Origin of the sequence: Vibrio sp. SCSIO 43097 (assembly GCF_023650755.1) — a bacterium.
In the GTDB taxonomy this organism is placed as follows: Bacteria; Pseudomonadota; Gammaproteobacteria; order Enterobacterales; family Vibrionaceae; genus Vibrio; species Vibrio alginolyticus.
The window spans coordinates 3,321,905-3,338,989 of record NZ_CP071840.1; the positions used below are offsets into that span (position 1 = coordinate 3,321,905).

Genomic DNA, 17,085 nt, shown 5'->3' on the forward strand with positions numbered 1-17,085 from the left:
AGGTTGAGCTTGCTACGCAGAGGTTATACAGCCGTCAGTTGCTCCACTAGCTCAGAAAGCGGCTTAGGATGGCCAATACCGTAGCCTTGGCCGTAGTCCACACCGAGGTCTATCAAATGCTGCATAACCTGGTCATTTTCGACAAACTCCGCCACCGTCACTTTGCCGAGCTGTTTCGCCAAGTCATTGATTGAACGAACCATCACGCGGTCCATTTCATTTATGTTGATATCTTGCACGAAAAGACCATCAATTTTCACGATATCGACAGGAAGTTTCTTTAAGTAACCAAATGAAGACAATCCAGATCCGAAATCATCCAATGCAATCATGCAACCCAAAGACTTTAGCTTGGTAAACAGCTCAATGGCTTGATCCAGATTGCTCATCGCCGCTGTCTCGGTGATTTCTAAGCAGATTTTTTCACACGGCAGAGTCGAACTTTCCAATCGCTCCAATAAGAAGTCAATAAACTCTTGATTCCCCATAGATTGACCTGAAAGGTTTATCGAACAGCGACCAAGCTGTTCAATCACCTCAGGACGCTGTTCAAACCACTCTAGCGTTTGAGTAATAACCTGCTTATCAATCCAATGGGCAATGTTGTAGCGCTCGGAAGCAGGGATAAACAGCGCAGGAGAAACATAATCACCGTACCCATTGCGAATACGCACCAAAATCTCAAAATACATTTGAGTCTCGTGCTTTTGTAAGCTTTTTATCGGTTGAGCAAACAGTTCTAAACGTTGATTCGACAATGCCTCATGCACCAAATTGACGCTCTGCATTTCCATCTGACGACGCTGCAACTCTTCGTTATCTAAGCTGAATAGATTATAGCGGTTACGGCCTTGCTCTTTAGCGGCGTGACAAGCAGAGTCTGCTTGAGCGTGCACCATTTGTGGCGTATCAGCGGTATGATCGATGATACGGATACCAATTGAGCAACTGATGAACAGGCGTGTGTCTTCCCAAATAAAGAGGTGTTCGCTTAGTGTCGAGATGATCAGTTTGGCAATATTGATGGCGCCATATTCGTCACAGTCTTTGAGTAACACCGCAAACTCATCGCCTCCCATTCGAGCCAAGATGGAATTGTACGGCAGAACGCCTTCCAGCATACTTGCGCAGAATTGAATCGCCGCATCACCTGCATCATGCCCAACCGTATCATTGAGGACTTTTAGTTGATCTAAGTCGAGGTACAACATGGCGTGGACTCGACGATGGCTGTCCACTTCGCACAGTGCGGTCTTAAGCTCTAGTTCAAAATGGTTTCTGTTGTAAGTCCCCGTCAGTAAGTCATAGCGAGCTTGGTATTCCAATTTCTCGGAGAGCAGTTTGGTTTCGGTAATATCTTCGCCCACAATCAGCAGTTGCTCAGATTCACTCAGCGGACGAATATTCTCGCGCACCCAAACACGATGACCATTTGCATGACGATACTCGACTTCACGTCGCCAAACACCATGCACTTGCTGGTTGGGTTGCAATAACACTTGGCGAGGGAACAGCACTTTGTCATCAAAATAGAACTCCCTCAGGCGATGTCCGAGCATGTCCATCGGTTTGTAGCCAAGAAGTAGTTGAGCAAATCGATTCACTTCTTGAATTCGGTTATTACTATCAAGCGTCACCATCATCACGGGCTGCTGCTCATAATAGTTGCGTAGGGTTGACTCACGTTGGTAGAGCTTGTCCTCCATCAATTTACGACTGGTAATATCGCGCGCTTCAAACAAGTATTGCTTATGATTCCCTACTTGCTGAGAAAAAGGCTTGAGCGAAACTTCTAATACCAAGGCGCCGTGTTCTTTACTCCAAATTTCAGCTTCAAACGTCGACACTTGATGGTGAGGCGCATGGAAATACTCCTCTAGCAGCGCTTGGGCTTTCTCACTCCAGTTGGGATGAAACCAAAGTGGTCGGTCTAAACGCAGTCCTTGGTGATAAAGTAAGGATTGAAGGTGATCGTTGCCCGATTTAAGCACACCGTTGGCATCCAAAATGCCCATATACTGCATGCTCTGATCGAAAATCGATTCTAGAATAGCCTGGCTTTCTCGCGCAGCGCTCTCACTGCGACGCATCCGCTGTAAATAATAACCCATCAGCAAAATGACCACCGACATCACCACAAACAGACTACCAAACAGGCGAATTTCCTTGGCAAAACGTTCAGAAAGCTTCATTGGCTTATTAAAAAATACCGCAGAAACCTCTTGTTCAGCCCCCAATCCCCAACGCGCTACCGCTTGGTAATCGAGCTTTATTTCAGAATCACTTTTTTTCACGGCAGGCAGAGGCTGATCAGGGTTATCCAAAACGAATTCAAGCATCTCTGCACTCTCAATACCATGCCGATAACCACTTTGAATAACCCCTCCAACTGCGCCATGACCCAAACCAATGTCATGCACCATAAACAGCGGCGCGTTTGAGACTTTGTTGACACCAACCCAGTCACGCTCGCTGCCAACCATACCTTGTTTATCTCGGTAATAGGTCCAGAACAAGACGACTTTATCGGAACTCAGTTTTGCGACTTGTTGTTTTAGATCGATGATGCTGTCTGGGACAAGTTGTACGATTTTGTCTCGATATTGCGGGAACTTGAGGACAAAATTGTCGATTTGATAACGCAACACCTCACCGGTCACCGAGTGGTCACTGACGATGAGAACTTGTGTGTAGTTCGGATGTAAGCGCTCAATAAGAGCGAGATTCGCTTCCAAATCGACATCTTCCATGACTCCGGTTGCATTCAGAGAACGATGTAAAGAAGGATGGTAGTTATTAATGCCGTTAAATATAACTGGGGTGTCTTTGATGATTGGGGCTAAACGCTGCATGAGTTCAAGTGCATTGTTATCGCTCACTAAAATGGCATCGAATCGCTCTTTGCGTAATTTCGTAAGATACAAGGATTTTAGTTGCGCAAAAAACTGCTCACTCTGGTTACGTTTCGAGTCTAGATAGAGCACACGCATGTCCAGCGCTCGATCGCCCAGCTGTTGCTCGATGCCTCGCTGTATGGAGTCCGTCCAGAAAAAACCCTGATGATAGGAGTGCACGACCAACACCTTCGGATCTGAGGCCGTAGCAAACGCGCTCCAACATAGCGCGGCAATAACCAGAAAACGCTGCACATTATCTCCATAGCTCGGAGTTAACCCGCAGTTACTCCTGCCAAACCTTGTGAATCCTATCCGCTATGAGTATAAAAGGGAGGTAAAACTCTATCCCTAACGGAAATCATAGTATGAATGCGAGCCTGCCGAAACTCGACGACCTTGACCGCGCAATATTAAAAACACTGATGGCTGACGCCAGAACGCCCTACGCAGAAATGGCAAAGCAGTTCGATGTCAGCCCTGCCACTATCCATGTGCGTATCGAGAAGATGAAGTCGGCTGACATCATCGAAGGAACGGAGGTGATCATCAATACCAAAAAGCTTGGCTACGATGTGTGCTGCTTTATTGGTATTAACCTCAATGCAGCTCGTGATTACCACTCCGCGTTAGAAAAACTCAACGCGCTCGACGAAGTCGTTGAAGCTTACTACACCACGGGCGCGTATAACATATTCGTCAAATTGATGTGCAAATCGATTGAAGAGCTGCAATTTGTACTGATCGACAAGCTGCAAGCCATTGATGAGGTTCAGTCCACAGAGACATTGATATCGTTGCAGAACCCGATCAACCGCAACGTAAATCCGTAAAATTTTTTATAAAAAATGTACAAAAAAGGCCAACTGAACGGTTGGCCTTGATGTTTTTTGCTCAATTTACGCCGCAATACCCGAATGGCGCAACAGTGCATCGATTTGTGGCTCGCGGCCACGGAAGCGCTTGAACAGCTCCATTGGCTCTTCACTGCCCCCCATTTCTAGAATGTTGTTCAGGAAGCTTAGGCCCGTCTCTTTGTTGAAGATGCCTTCTTCTTCAAAGCGAGAATACGCGTCTGACGACAGCACTTCAGCCCATAGGTAGCTGTAGTAACCCGCACTGTAGCCACCAGCAAAAATATGGCCGAAGCTGTGTGAGAAACGCGCCCATTCAACCGCAGGAACTACCGCGACTTTCTCTTTCACTTTCGCCAGAGTTTCCAGTACACGCGCACCCACTTCTGGGTCATATTCAGTGTGAAGCGTGAAGTCGAACAAGCCGAATTCTAGCTGACGCAAAATACCCATCGCAGATTGGAAGTTTTTCGCTGCGAGCATTTTGTCTAGCATCGCTTTCGGTAGCGGCTCACCTGTCTCATAGTGACCAGAAATGAACGCCAGCGCGTCCTCTTCCCAACACCAGTTTTCTAGGAACTGACTTGGTAGCTCAACCGCATCCCAAGGCACGCCATTAATACCTGAAACAGCACCTGTATCAACTTGCGTCAACATGTGGTGGATTCCATGACCAAACTCATGGAATAGCGTCACGACTTCATCGTGCGTGAACAGTGCTGGTTTGTCGCCCACTGGACGGTTGAAGTTACACGTTAGATACGCAACCGGCGTTTGCAGCTCGCCAGATAGCGTAACGCGACGACCACGACAATCATCCATCCACGCGCCGCCACGTTTGTGTTCACGAGCGTAGAGATCTAGGTAGAAACTGCCACGGAGTGTGCCTTCAGCATCAAAGATATCGAAAAAGCGCACGGACTCATGCCAAGTGTCTACGCCTTCGCGCTCAGTAACGGTCATGCCAAACACGCGGTTTAGCACTTCAAACAGACCGCTCACGACTTTTGACTCTGGGAAGTATGGGCGCAGTTCTTCATCCGAAATTTGGAACAGGTGCTGCTTTTGTTTCTCGCTGTAGTAAGCGATATCCCAAACGTTCAGCTCTTCAACACCAAACTCACTTTTCGCAAACTGACGTAACTCTTCGACTTCACGTTCACCTTGCGGTTTCGCTCGTGTCGCTAGGTCATTCAGGAAGCCCAGCACTTGATCCGGCGTTTCAGCCATCTTTGTTGCTAACGACTTTTCACTGTAAGTATTGAAACCTAGCATACGTGAAATTTCATGGCGCAGTTTTAGCTGCTCAGTAATGATTTCTGAGTTATCCCATTTGCCTGCGTTTGGACCTCGATCAGAAGCGCGCGTCACGTACGCTTCGTACACTTCTTTACGCAACTCTTGGTTATCGCAGTACGTCATGACAGGTAGGTAAGATGGGATATCTAGCGTAATGAGGTAACCATCTAACTCTTTTGCTTCTGCGGCAGCTTTCGCTGCTGCCAGCGCCGATTCTGGCATACCTGCTAGGTCTTTCTCGTCTGTGATGTGCTTGGTCCAACCCATGGTGGCATCCAGCACATTGTTAGAGAATTTAGAGCTCAGCTCAGACATACGTTTGCTGATCTCGCCGTAACGGTGCTGCTCATCGGATGGCAAACCAATGCCTGATAACTCGAAATCACGCAGTGCATCAGTGATGGTTTTCTGCTGGGCACGAGTTAACGTTGCAAATTCTTCGCTCGCTTTGATGGTTTTGTACGCTTCGTACAACCCTTTGTGCTGACCAACCCAAGTGCCGTACTCTGACAAAATTGGTAGGCAACTTTCGTAAGCTTCACGTAGCTCTTCGCTGTTCACTACCGAGTTCATGTGACCCACTGGCGACCAGATGCGGCTTAAGCGATCATCCGCTTCTTCAATTGGCGCAATCACACTGTCCCAAGTTGGGTGAGCGTTGTCTTGTAGAACTTCATCGATTTTTGCTCGGCAGTCAGCAATCGCTTGCTCAACGGCAGGCTTGATGTGTTCTGGTTTAATTTGAGAAAACGGAGGTAGGTCCGTAAACGTCAGAAGAGGATTAGACATGAATAATTCCTTTTGTGTTTTGACTCTGTGATTGCCTGTCTATTTTGTGTAGATAGGCCAACTCAATGTACAGACGAGCCAGCAACATGGATTGGGGGAGCTCCGTTCCCTTTCTCTATGCCGCGATGACCATCATATAGTCAACCAGCGCTACTCTGTCCTTGAGTCTTGTTATACCTAAATGAAATTTCACACCCTTTTGAGTGCGAGAAACTCACCTAGTTCAATTCGATTACCAATAGTAAGTGTGGGTGACTTAAAGAAATTTCAATAGCGTCCCCTTATCAGAGGAACAGATTTGATTGGAAGTTCTACATCTTTAAGTTACTTGAGTATAATACCGCCATAGAGTGAAAATCACAGACCACACTCAGCCAAAGAGTGTTTCGAGAGTTTAATTTGTTAAGTTACCGCCACAGCTTCCACGCTGGCAACCATGCCGACGTGGTCAAACACATCGTTCAAAGCCTCATTCTTGATGCGCTGAAACAAAAAGATAAGCCATTCGTTTATCACGATACCCACTCGGGTGTGGGCCGTTACGATCTGACTCACGAATGGTCTGAAAAAACGGGCGAATACAAACAAGGCATCGCACGTATTTGGGATAACCCAAGCATTCCTGAAGACATCAAAAGCTACATCGATGCCATTAAAGTGCTCAACAATGGCGAGAAGCTGCGTTACTACCCAGGCTCACCACGTGTGGCGCGCGCGCAAATCCGCCCACAAGATCGCATGGTGCTGACCGAGTTGCACCCAGCCGATCACCCATTGTTAGAGCAAGAATTCCATCGTGATCGCCAAGTGAGCATCTTCAAAGAGGACGGATTCCAACGCCTCAAAGCAAGCTTACCGCCACAAGAACGTCGTGGTTTGGTGCTGATTGACCCACCATACGAACTCGCAAAAGAGTACCGCGATGTGGTGCGAGCGATTCATCAGAGCCATAAACGTTGGGCAACCGGTATCTACGCGATTTGGTACCCAGTAGTAAACCGCCACGACATCGAAGATATGATCGAAGGCTTGGAAGCACTGGGCATTCGTAAAATTCTGCAAATCGAGTTAGGTATTGCACCAGATACCAACGAGCGCGGCATGACGGCATCCGGCATGATTGTGATTAACCCGCCATGGAAACTGGAAAGCCAGATGAAAGAGATTCTGCCATTCCTGCAAGACGCGATCGCACCAGCAACTGGCCACTGGAAAGTGGACTGGATTGTGCCAGAGTAAGCACTTCAGTACTGCTATCTTCAAGCGCAACGATATTCTCGTTGCGCTTTTTTATGCTCTCACCTTCTCCCTCCAATCGTGCTTATTCTTCTTTTTGTGCCTCTCATCGCTATTTGTCATAAGTATTGTCGCTTTTTCCCATTTAGGAATTAGTCGAATTCGATTTATGATAGTGGGATAACGGTGGCATTGAGTTCGGACAAGGTCATCCCAATCTATCTATGTACCAGATAAAATTTATAAGCTCTTGGAGAAAGTAATGGCGACTCATTTTGACTATATCTGTATCGGTGGCGGCAGTGGCGGCATCGCATCTGCAAACCGTGCGGCGATGTACGGCGCGAAAGTTGCGCTAATCGAAGCTCAAGACCTTGGCGGTACCTGTGTAAACGTAGGTTGTGTACCGAAAAAAGTGATGTGGCATGGCGCGCAAATCGCAGAAGCAATGAACCTGTACGCAGAAGATTACGGTTTTGATGTCGACGTGAAAGGTTTCGACTGGAGCAAACTGGTTGAGAGCCGTCAGGCATACATCGGTCGTATTCACCAATCTTACGATCGCGTTCTTGGCAACAACAAAGTAAACGTGATTAAAGGCTTTGCTAAGTTTGTTGACGAAAAAACTGTCGAAGTAAACGGTGAACACTACACAGCAGATCACATCCTGATCGCGGTTGGTGGTCGTCCTACTATTCCAAACATTCCAGGCGCTGAATACGGCATCGATTCAAACGGCTTCTTCGACCTAGCAGAGCAACCAAAACGCGTTGCGGTTGTGGGTGCTGGCTACATCGCAGTTGAAATTGCTGGCGTACTGCACGCGCTAGGTACAGAAACGCACCTGTTCGTACGTAAAGAGTCACCACTGCGTAGCTTCGATCCAATGATCATCGATACGTTGGTTGAAGTGATGGACGCAGAAGGTCCAAAACTGCACACCCACTCTGTACCAAAAGAAGTGGTAAAAGAAGCCGATGGCAGCCTAACTCTGCACCTAGAAAACGGTGAAAGCCAAAACGTTGACCAACTGATTTGGGCAATCGGTCGTCACCCTGCGACAGACGCAATCAACCTAGCGTCAACCGGTGTGGCAACGAACGAAAAAGGCTACATCAAGGTAGACGAATACCAAGAAACCAACGTGAAAGGCATCTACTGTGTGGGTGACATCATGGAAGGCGGTATCGAGCTAACGCCAGTAGCAGTGAAAGCGGGTCGTCAACTTTCTGAGCGTTTGTTCAACAACAAACCAAACGCGAAAATGGACTACGATTTGGTACCAACTGTGGTATTTAGCCACCCACCAATCGGCACTATCGGTCTAACGACGCAAGAAGCGGAAGAGAAGTACGGCAAAGACAATATCAAAGTCTACACGTCTGGCTTTACGGCGATGTACACCGCCGTTACTAAGCACCGTCAACCATGTAAGATGAAGCTTGTATGTGCGGGCGAAGAAGAAACGGTTGTTGGTCTGCACGGCATCGGTTTCACGGTAGATGAAATGATCCAAGGCTTCGGCGTAGCAATGAAGATGGGCGCAACCAAAGCAGACTTCGACTCTGTTGTGGCTATCCACCCAACGGGCTCTGAAGAGTTCGTAACGATGCGTTAATTACGCGCTAATCGCATTGCTGATTTCAGCGAATCATTTGAAAAGGTCATCTTAGGATGACCTTTTTTTGTTATCCCATGCTTAACTCGCATTCTCTAATAATGTGCGAATAAACTCGGCTTTAATAGCACTCTCCTGCTTACCATCATGAATCAGACACAAGTCTGCACACAGTGACTCTTTCAGCTTGATAAAACGAATCCCATGCCAATGATGCTGAGAAAATGTCGACGGAACCAACGTCACGGTATTGCTGTTTGCTACATATGCCATCAAGGTGCTTGGCTCCACCACTTGTTTGCCAATATGGGGTGAAAAGCCTTCTTGCAGACAGGCATTGATGATGAAGTTTGCCGAGGCAGAATTCGCCAAACTCATAAACGCAAACTCACACGCCTTTAAATCTTGGAGCCGCAGCAAAGATTTGCTGGCTAACTCATGTTGCTCCGACACCGCCACCACAAACACATCTTTGCCCAAAGATACCGACTGATACGGATAAATGTTGAGTGCATCAGCAAAACGCACAATGCCCACATCGATTTTCTTCTCGCTCAGATGCTTCTTTTGCGTCTCTGGGTTAAGGTCAAAAATGTCGGCGTGATAAGTGTCATGCTCAGCATGGAAACGCTGTAACAGACGATCAAATCCACCCCAAAATGCGCTACTTACCACACCAACTCGCAGGATATTTCTCTGGTTCAACCCCACTTGCTGCACTTGATTGAGCGAGACATCCAAGGTCTGAAAAATCAGTTGGCATTTGGACTCCAACAATCGCCCGGCCTCCGTCAGCATGACGTTTCTTGAATCACGCTCAAACAGTTTGACGTTAAGCACTTCTTCCAACTCTTTGATGCGATTGCTCAACGGCGAATTGGTGATATTGAGGTTCTCGGCGGCCTTAGTGAAATGCTTGGTTTGTGCGACCTCGTAAAAGTAACGCAGCATCTTCAGCGTCACGCGCTCAAATGGTTCTGACTTCATGCATTGAGTCCTAGCGAATTTCATCATCCTCTTTTTAAGGATGATAGTAGCGAATAAAGCAAAGATAACCAGCGCAGAAAGTCACACAATAGAATCAACACACAACCAGAAGGTGACTAACATGAATCACGATCCAGTAATCGGTGCGCTACAAACCATTCGCGAACGCAAACCAAACTTCCAACCTAAAGCGGCGTTTATTTTAGGCTCTGGCTTGGGCGTATTGGCAGATGAACTACAAGACAAAGTGGTCATTCCATACGAAGAGCTCGAAGGCTTTCCGGTTAGCACCGTGCTAGGCCACTCTGGTGAGTTGGTACTTGGTACCATGGGTGGCGTAGACGTAGTGTGCATGAAAGGTCGCGGTCACTACTACGAACACGGCTCAATGAAGGTCATGACCACGCCCGTGCGCACCTTTAAAAAGCTGGGCTGTGAGTTTCTGCTCGTCACCAACGCGGCAGGCTCCCTTCGCCCTGAGCGTATTGATGTCGGTTCTCTGGTGGTATTTCATGACCACATCAACACCATGCCTGAATCGCCAATGATCGGTCCGAATGATGAAGAGTACGGCCCGAGGTTCTTCAGCCTCGCCAATGTCTACGACAAAGACCTGCGAGCAGAAGCGTTTGAAGTCGGCAAAGCCAATGGCATTCACCTCAATGAAGGCGTGTTTGTCTCTTACACAGGCCCCAACTTTGAGACCACAGCCGAAATCCGCATGATGCAAATCATCGGTGGTGATGTGGTGGGCATGTCGGTCGTGCCAGAAGTGATTTCTGCGGCGCATTGCGGCTTACCCGTATTGGCAGTGTGTGCGATCACCAACATGGCAGAAGGCTTGGGAGATGTAGAATTGTCTCACGCCCAAACATTGAAGTGCGCGAAGCTAGCCGAAGCAGATTTCATTCGCTTTATTAAGCGCTTTATGAAGCATCACTTCTAAAGCCGTTTCATTCCAAAAAGCAAAAGGGTCATCAAGTAACTTGATGACCCTTTTTCGTATCACGTTTTCTAACGTTCGGGGGTATTTCGGAGCCGTTTGTGCGTTTTACTTAACTGCGCGCACCAATTCAGCAATGCCTTCCCAATCGCCGTTGTCCATCATTGCGGTTGGCACCATCCAAGTACCGCCACAAGCCACAACCGATTTCAGCGCTAGGTAATCTTCCACGTTGGATGGGCTTACGCCACCTGTCGGCATGAATTCCACAGGGTAAACCGCCGTCAGTGCTTTCAGCATGTTTACGCCGCCTGATGGCTCAGCAGGGAAGAACTTCAACGTACGCAGACCCATTTCCATCGCTTGCTCAACCAAGCTTGGGTTGTTTACACCCGGTACGATAGTCACACCACGTTGCTGACAGTATTTCACTGTGGTTGGGTTGAAGCCTGGGCTAACGATAAAGTCCACGCCCGCTTCGATCGCGATATCCACTTGTTCTGTGGTCAGAACGGTGCCCGCGCCAATCAACAATTCTGGGTACGCTTCACGCATGATGCGAATCGACTCCGCCGCCGCTTCGGTGCGGAATGTCACTTCCGCACATGGTAAACCGTTTTCTACCAACACTTTTGCCAGTGGCAGAGCGTGTGCTACGTCGTTGATTGCGATAACTGGGACGATTTTGATATCTCTTAATCGTTGTTCAAGTGTTGTCATGGGGAACCTCTAAAGAATAAAGCTTAATGTTGCGACGATAATAAACGCGATACCGCCAAGTAACGTTTCCATTACCGTCCAAGTTTTTAATGTGGTTTTCTCATCCATCTCAAGCAAACGAGATACCAACCAGAAACCAGAGTCATTGAAGTGAGACAGTACCGTTGCACCACCCGCAATCGCGATTACGATAAAGCAAAGGTCTAGTTCACTCAAACCTGTTGATGCAGCCACAACTGGCGCGATAAGAGCTGCCGTAGTGGTTAGCGCTACCGTTGCCGAGCCTTGAGCAACACGCAGACAGGTTGAAATCACAAACGCCGCCACAATCACAGGCATACCTGTGTCTGTAAGAACGTCAGCCAGTGCATCACCGATACCACTTGAACGCAGTACGCCGCCAAACATGCCACCAGCACCCGTTACTAGGATAACGCCACAGATTGGAGCCAATGACTCACCACACAATTTTTCTAGTTTTGCCATGCCGTAGTCTTTGGCAAACACAGCCAGACAGACAATCAAAGTAATCAGCAACGCGACTGGAGTTTTACCTAGCATACGTAGGAACTCAACCAGTGCCGTTTTGCCATCAATCACACCCGCAACCGCCAGTGTGTTCAGTACCGTATCCAAACAGATTAGCAGGACTGGCAGCACAAGGATGGTCATAACCGTGCCAAATTTTGGTGCGTTGCGCTCATCCACCATCGCTTCGCCATTAAAGAAGGCTTTAGATAGTGGGATATCGAATTTTTTGCCCGCGTACAAACCAAATAGGTAAGCGCCAAGGTACCAAGTTGGAATAGCCACCAGAATACCCACCACCAATAACAGACCGATGTTTGCACCAAGGAATTCTGCCGCTGCAACCGGACCTGGGTGTGGTGGAACAAACGCGTGCATAACCGCAAAAGCACCAGCTGCAGGCAACGCGTATTTAATTGGTGAGCCACCAAAACGAGCCGCCACACTTAGGATGATTGGCATCATCACTACAAGGCCAGCATCGAAGAAGATTGGGAAGCCAAACAGTAATGAAGCGACGCCCAAAGCAAATGGTGCGCGCTCTTTACCAAAGCGACCAATCAAAGTGTCTGCCAGCACTTTCGCACCGCCAGTCACTTCAAGAATTTTACCGATCATCGCACCAAGACCAACCAGCAATGCCACGGAAGCCAGCGTGCCGCCGAAGCCGCCCATCATGGTCGATACGACTTTCTCTGAAGGAACGCCAGTGGCGATTGCCGTACCTAAACTCACCATAGTAAGGGAAGCAAAAGCATGGACTTTCAGTTTAATGATCAGAACGAGTAACGCTGCAATGGCAAGGCCTGCAATCGTCAGTAGGAACGTAGGATCTGGGGCTTGGGTTAATTGCTCCATAGGTTCACCTTTAAGAATTATTGTTTGTGTTATGGTTCACATTTATTTCAGTTACCAGTAACATGTTACCGATAACATGAATAAGATAAACCCATATTTTAAAGTGAATTCAAAAATTGAGATCACGCGCAAATTTGGTTATGAGGATAAGTTATGGCTGGTAGTAGTGTCATCGTTATGGGCGTTTGTGCTAGTGGTAAAAGCACAATTGGTGAGCATCTAGCGAAAAAGCTAGGGCGTAAATTCATTGATGGTGATGATCTTCATCCACGAGCGAACATTCAGAAAATGGCTTCGGGCCAGCCTCTGAACGATGATGATCGCAAGCCATGGCTAGAACGCATTCGTGATGCGGCGTACAGCCTAGAAAGCAAAAACGAACACGGCATCATTGTCTGTTCAGCACTGAAAAAGATTTACCGCGATCAGATCCGCGAAGGCAACAACAACGTGACCTTCCTGTTCCTTGATGGCGATATGGAGTTGATCCTTAATCGCATGCGTATGCGCAAAGGCCACTTCATGAAAGAAAACATGGTGAAGAGCCAATTCGAGACACTAGAGCGCCCAGACAACGAGCCTCAAACTCTGATCGTCAGTATCGACGGAGACATCAGCGACGTGGTGGAACGCTCTGCCGCTGAGCTAATCAAAATGCAAGCGATCGAGGTGGCGTAATGACTCACTCTGTTGTTCTTGATGTCACACAACGTTTGACCGAGCGCAGCCGTGAAGCGCGCGCTGCCTTTCTTACTCGCACCGAAGTGCAAGCCGAAGCGGGCAAAGGCCGCGTTGGTTTATCTTGTGGTAACTTAGCCCATGCAGTCGCCGCTTCTTGCTCTTCTGAAAAGAAAAATATTCTCGATTTTACTCATGCCAATGTCGCGCTGATCAGCGCCTACAACGACATGTTGAGCGCCCACCAGCCGTACCAAGATTACCCAGTGCAAATCAAACAAGTGCTGGCGGACTACGGCCATACAGCGCAAGTCGCAGGTTGTGTGCCAGCGATGTGCGATGGGGTGACTCAAGGTCAAGCAGGCATGGATATGTCGCTGTTTTCACGTGACTTAATTGCGCAATCAACGGCGTTGTCTTTGAGCCACAATGTCTTTGATGCCACATTACTGCTTGGTATCTGTGACAAAATTGCCCCGGGGCAACTGATGGGCGCGCTGTCTTACGCGCACCTGCCGACTGCGTTTGTACCAGCGGGTCTGATGGCAACGGGCATCAGCAACGAAGAGAAAGTCGACGTGCGCCAAAAATACGCAGCGGGTGAAGTCGGCAAAGACGCTCTGCTGGATATGGAGTGTCGCGCTTACCATTCTGCGGGTACCTGTACGTTTTACGGCACCGCCAACACCAACCAGTTAGTGTTCGAAGCCATGGGCTTGATGCTGCCGGGCGCGGCGTTTATTCATCCCCATACCCAACTGCGTAAAGCGTTAACCGATCACGCCGCTCTGAAAATCGCCTCAATGACGGCGGGTTCTGCACACTTCCGTCCGCTGGCCGAGGTGGTCACAGAAAAGAGCTTGGTCAACGGCATCATCGCTCTACTTGCATCTGGCGGCAGCACCAATCACACCATTCATATGATCGCCGTGGCGCGTGCTGCTGGCATCTTGCTCACCTGGCAAGACATCAGCGATCTGTCGGATGTGGTTCCTTTATTAGCGCGCGTTTACCCGAACGGCCCAGCCGATATGAACGCGTTCCAAGACGCGGGGGGCGTGCCAGCGTTATTGCACCGCTTGAACCAATCCGAGCTTTTGCATCGCGATGTGAAACCCGTGTTTGGTGAATTTGAAGACCAAATGACGCTACCGAGCCTTGTCGATGGCCAACTGACCTGGACATCGTGCCAAGGCAGCCAAGACGGTGACGTGATCGCCAAACCAGACGCCACATTCCAAAATACTGGCGGCACTCGCGTATTGACTGGCAACTTAGGCAAAGCCGTGGTGAAAGTGTCTGCGGTGAAAGAAGAGCAACGCGTGATTGTGGCACCAGCGATCGTATTCCAATGCCAACACGAAGTGGAGGCCGCGTACAAACGTGGCGACCTGAACAAAGACTGCATCGTTGTGGTCACACACAACGGCCCAGCGGCAAACGGCATGCCTGAACTGCACAAGCTGATGCCAATTTTAGGGAACGTGCAAAAAGCGGGCTTTAAAGTGGCGTTAGTGACTGACGGTCGTTTATCTGGTGCATCCGGTAAAATTCCGTCTGCGATTCACGTTTCTCCAGAAGCCATTCGTGGTGGCGCGATTGGTTTAGTGCGCAACGGTGATTTGATTCGCCTTGATTGCCAAACGGGCGAACTGAACAACTTAAGCGACACCACTGGTCGCGAGTTGATTCATTTCGATACCGAATCGACCCAACAAACTTGGGGACGAGGCTTGTTTAGCGTGATCCGCCAAAACGTATCGAGTGCAGAAGAAGGCGCAAGCTTCATTGTTTAAGGCGAGAAGAAAAACCTCGTCATTTAGACAAGCCTAAGCAAGATCAGGAATTTAATATCAACGTGCTGTGAAGTCAGAGAAAACACCTCTGCCACAGCACTTTTTGTTGGTAGATTCTGAATCACACTCGTCCCTCGCTGTTCAGAATGACGAGCTTTGAGATTGGCCACCGCTCTTTCTAAAAACGAATGAATCCGTCATTCCGACGAGCCTAGGCGAGATCAGGAATCTAATATCAACGTGCTGTGAAGCCAGAGAAAATCCCCTCTGCTACAGCACTTTTTGTTGGTAGATTCTGAATCTTGCTCGTCCTTCGCTGTTCAGAATGACAAGCTTTAGGATTGGTCACTGCTCTTTCTAAAAAAATGAATCCGTCATTCCGACGAGCCTAGGCGAGATCAGGAATCTACTATCAACGTGTTGTGAAGCTAGAGAAAACTCCTCTGCCACTGCACTTTTTGTTGGTAGATTCTGAATCACGCTCGTCCCTCGCTGTTCAGAATGACGAGCTTTGGGATTAGCCTCAGTTCTTTCTAAAAAAATGAATCCGTCATTCCGACGAGCCTAAGCGAGATCAGGAATCTACTATCAACGTGCTGTGAAGCCAGAGAAAACCCCTCTGCTACAGCACTTTTTGTTGGTAGATTCTGAATCACGACCGTCCCTCGCAGTTCAGAATGGCAAGCTTTAGGATTGGCCTCGGTTCTTTTTAAACGAATGAATCCGTCATTCCGACGAGCCTAGGCGAGATCAGGAATCTAATAGCAAAATGCTGTGAAGCCAGAGAAAACCCCTCTTCCACAGCACTTTTTGTTGGTAGATTCTGAATCACGCTCGTCTCTTGCTGTTCAAAATGACGAACTTTAGGATTGGCCTCTGTTCTTTTTAAAAATGAATGAGTCCGTCATTCCGACGAGCCTAGGCGAGATCAGGAATCCACTATCAAGGTGCTGTGAAGCCAGAGAAAACCCCTCTTCCACAGCACTTTTTGTTGGTAGATTCTGAATCACGCTCGTCTCTTGCTGCTCAGAATGACGATATCTAGCATTCAGTAAATTACATCAAGCGGTCTTCATCACTACGACGGCAGCAATCACCACAAAGATACCAAACCAGCCGATTGGCTTGAGTTTCTGCTTAAACAGCAAGGCTCCACCTACTGCGGTACCCAAGATACCGATCGCACCCCAAGAGGCATAAGCAATGGCTAAGTCGATCTCTTTCACCGCTTGTGCCAACAGCGTGAATGCTGTCAGTACCAACACAATCGCCGCAATGCCCCAGCCTTTATATTTAAAACCTTTTGAGCGTGTCAGCGCCATATTGGCCATGATATCGACCAAGGCAGCCATCACGACAAATCCAAATGACATCGTAAAAAATTGACTCATGATTCGCACCTTGTACTAGTAGAAAATGAACGTTCTTTTGCCGGTTTATCGGCATTTTTCTTGGCGTTAGGCTGACCATGTGATTCCCCTAAGGTCACACACACAATGCCAACAACGGCTAACATCAAACCAAACAACTCTTGATGGTTTAAGTTGGCATCAAAGGCGATGATCGACACCACGGTGATCAACGAGATACCCAACCCTTCCCAGACAGCGTATGCCACACCGATAGATATTTTCTTCGCGGCAAATGCGAGGAAGTAGTAAGAGATTGCGATCAGCACATACATTACGATGTAGCCCCACCACCCGTGCCCTTGTCCGATAAGAGACATAGTGCTGGTGCCAGCCACTTCGGCAACGATGGCGAGCAATAAAAATAGACGTGCAACTAGCATGATTAATCCTCCATCAGAAATTAAAAAAATGCATAACGGAGAATGGTGAATGCCGCGTACCTGTATCGACATTCAAAAAGTTAAAAAGATAAA

At 48.2% G+C, this 17,085-nt stretch carries 13 protein-coding genes; 6 read left to right on the top strand and 7 right to left on the bottom strand.

Translation table 11 applies throughout. The annotated features are described in order from the left end of the window. Positions 1-23: 23 nt before the first annotated feature. Complete coding sequence (locus J4N40_RS16000; RefSeq protein ID WP_250654315.1) at positions 24-3,149, bottom strand: EAL domain-containing protein; 3,126 nt, start codon at positions 3,147-3,149, stop codon at positions 24-26. A 113-nt stretch (positions 3,150-3,262) separates the two neighbouring features. Here J4N40_RS16000 and asnC point away from each other — a divergent pair, with 113 nt between their 5' ends. Further along, positions 3,263-3,727, top strand: coding sequence for a transcriptional regulator AsnC (asnC, locus tag J4N40_RS16005; RefSeq protein ID WP_005389595.1), 465 nt, complete (start codon positions 3,263-3,265; stop codon positions 3,725-3,727). A 66-nt stretch (positions 3,728-3,793) separates the two neighbouring features. On the opposite strand, the gene prlC is transcribed toward asnC, so the two are convergent. Continuing rightward, a complete protein-coding gene (prlC, locus tag J4N40_RS16010) occupies positions 3,794-5,836 on the bottom strand; it encodes an oligopeptidase A (RefSeq protein ID WP_017635033.1) in 2,043 nt (680 codons plus the stop codon). Between the two features lie 399 nt (positions 5,837-6,235). Between prlC and J4N40_RS16015 the strand changes: the two genes are divergently transcribed. Next, a complete protein-coding gene (locus tag J4N40_RS16015; RefSeq protein ID WP_250654316.1) occupies positions 6,236-7,075 on the top strand; it encodes a 23S rRNA (adenine(2030)-N(6))-methyltransferase RlmJ in 840 nt (279 codons plus the stop codon). Positions 7,076-7,334: 259 nt separating this feature from the next. Then, entirely contained in the window at positions 7,335-8,690 is a 1,356-nt protein-coding gene (gene gorA, locus J4N40_RS16020) for a glutathione-disulfide reductase (RefSeq protein WP_005379157.1), read from the top strand. Between the two features lie 81 nt (positions 8,691-8,771). On the opposite strand, the gene J4N40_RS16025 is transcribed toward gorA, so the two are convergent. Beyond that, on the bottom strand, positions 8,772-9,677 hold the full coding sequence (locus tag J4N40_RS16025) for a LysR family transcriptional regulator (RefSeq protein WP_017635035.1): 906 nt from the start codon (positions 9,675-9,677) through the stop codon (positions 8,772-8,774). A 121-nt stretch (positions 9,678-9,798) separates the two neighbouring features. Here J4N40_RS16025 and xapA point away from each other — a divergent pair, with 121 nt between their 5' ends. After that, complete coding sequence (gene xapA / locus J4N40_RS16030; protein ID WP_213972335.1) at positions 9,799-10,623, top strand: xanthosine phosphorylase; 825 nt, start codon at positions 9,799-9,801, stop codon at positions 10,621-10,623. Between the two features lie 105 nt (positions 10,624-10,728). Here the strand turns inward: xapA and J4N40_RS16035 are convergent, their stop codons facing one another. After that, positions 10,729-11,340 (bottom strand): bifunctional 4-hydroxy-2-oxoglutarate aldolase/2-dehydro-3-deoxy-phosphogluconate aldolase, encoded by a 612-nt coding sequence (locus J4N40_RS16035; RefSeq protein WP_025624148.1) that lies wholly within the window; start codon positions 11,338-11,340, stop codon positions 10,729-10,731. A 9-nt stretch (positions 11,341-11,349) separates the two neighbouring features. Beyond that, a complete protein-coding gene (locus J4N40_RS16040) occupies positions 11,350-12,726 on the bottom strand; it encodes a GntP family permease (protein ID WP_012841240.1) in 1,377 nt (458 codons plus the stop codon). A 153-nt stretch (positions 12,727-12,879) separates the two neighbouring features. Between J4N40_RS16040 and J4N40_RS16045 the strand changes: the two genes are divergently transcribed. Both J4N40_RS16045 and edd read left to right on the top strand, forming a co-directional pair. Beyond that, positions 12,880-13,404, top strand: coding sequence for a gluconokinase (locus J4N40_RS16045; RefSeq protein ID WP_053349770.1), 525 nt, complete (start codon positions 12,880-12,882; stop codon positions 13,402-13,404). Next, a complete protein-coding gene (edd, locus tag J4N40_RS16050) occupies positions 13,404-15,200 on the top strand; it encodes a phosphogluconate dehydratase (protein ID WP_250654317.1) in 1,797 nt (598 codons plus the stop codon). Before J4N40_RS16045 ends, edd begins: the two co-directional genes overlap by 1 nt. Positions 15,201-16,261: 1,061 nt before the next feature. Here the strand turns inward: edd and J4N40_RS16055 are convergent. Together J4N40_RS16055 and J4N40_RS16060 are read right to left on the bottom strand one after the other, a co-directional pair. Beyond that, positions 16,262-16,591, bottom strand: coding sequence for an SMR family transporter (locus J4N40_RS16055; protein WP_005478614.1), 330 nt, complete (start codon positions 16,589-16,591; stop codon positions 16,262-16,264). Then, positions 16,588-16,992 (bottom strand): SMR family transporter, encoded by a 405-nt coding sequence (locus J4N40_RS16060; RefSeq protein WP_005379135.1) that lies wholly within the window; start codon positions 16,990-16,992, stop codon positions 16,588-16,590. The genes J4N40_RS16055 and J4N40_RS16060 overlap by 4 nt, the downstream gene beginning before the upstream one ends. Positions 16,993-17,085 lie beyond the last annotated feature (93 nt).